This is a genomic window from Aneurinibacillus aneurinilyticus ATCC 12856 (genome assembly GCF_000466385.1).
Lineage (GTDB): Bacteria > Bacillota > Bacilli > Aneurinibacillales > Aneurinibacillaceae > Aneurinibacillus > Aneurinibacillus aneurinilyticus.
Genome location: NZ_KE952930.1, coordinates 1 through 739, shown reverse-complemented (window position 1 = coordinate 739; position 739 = coordinate 1). Strand labels below are relative to the sequence as shown.

1 pseudogene is annotated in these 739 nt (G+C 49.8%); it reads right to left on the bottom strand.

From position 1 onward, the window contains the following. Positions 1-739 (bottom strand): annotated as a pseudogene (locus HMPREF0083_RS28610) (IS3 family transposase); the annotation flags it as partial.

Below are 739 nucleotides of genomic sequence, written 5' to 3'. Positions count from 1 at the left end.
ACTTCGTCCTGCGGCCGTTGACGGCGATAGGCCTGATCTAGCGCCTCCAATACAAGTTCTTTCGTCATCCGTTTATCCATGTGCCAACCGACAATCTTTCGTGTATACAGGTCCATGATGCTCGCTAGATATAGCCAGCCCTCTTTGCTAGGAATGTATGTAATGTCTGCCATCCACACCTGATTGGGTGCCTGGGCGCTAAACTTCTGAGCGAGTACGTTATCGTAAACCGGTAGGTTGTGCCTGGAGTTGGTCGTAGCCTTGTACTTCTTGACGGTACGGGATTTCAAGCCAAGCTCTTTCATGATACGGGCCACCGTTTTCTCTGACACCTGAACGCCCTGCTGCCGTAGGATTTGAGTAACCTTCGGGCTTCCATAGAGACGGCGTGACTCTAAGAAGACACGACGAATCTGCACCTCCAGCCTGTTTCGGCGCTTGCTTCGCTCACTTTCCTTGCGTGTAGTCCATGCATAGTATCCGCTTCTGGAAACGTTGAGGATAGCGCACATCTTCGCGACACGGAGTTTGAAGCGGTGTTTATGAATGAAAGCATAGACTAACGCCGGTCTTTTGCGAAGTAGTGCATGGCCTTTTTTAGAATCTCATTCTCTTCCTCCAGATCTCGAATTTTCTTTTTAAGATCCCGAAGGGATTTCTCTTCTGGCTTCAGGTTTCCGCTACCCGGAAAGGCCTGATCTCCATCTTTTTTAACCTCTGTTACCCAGCGGTACAGGGT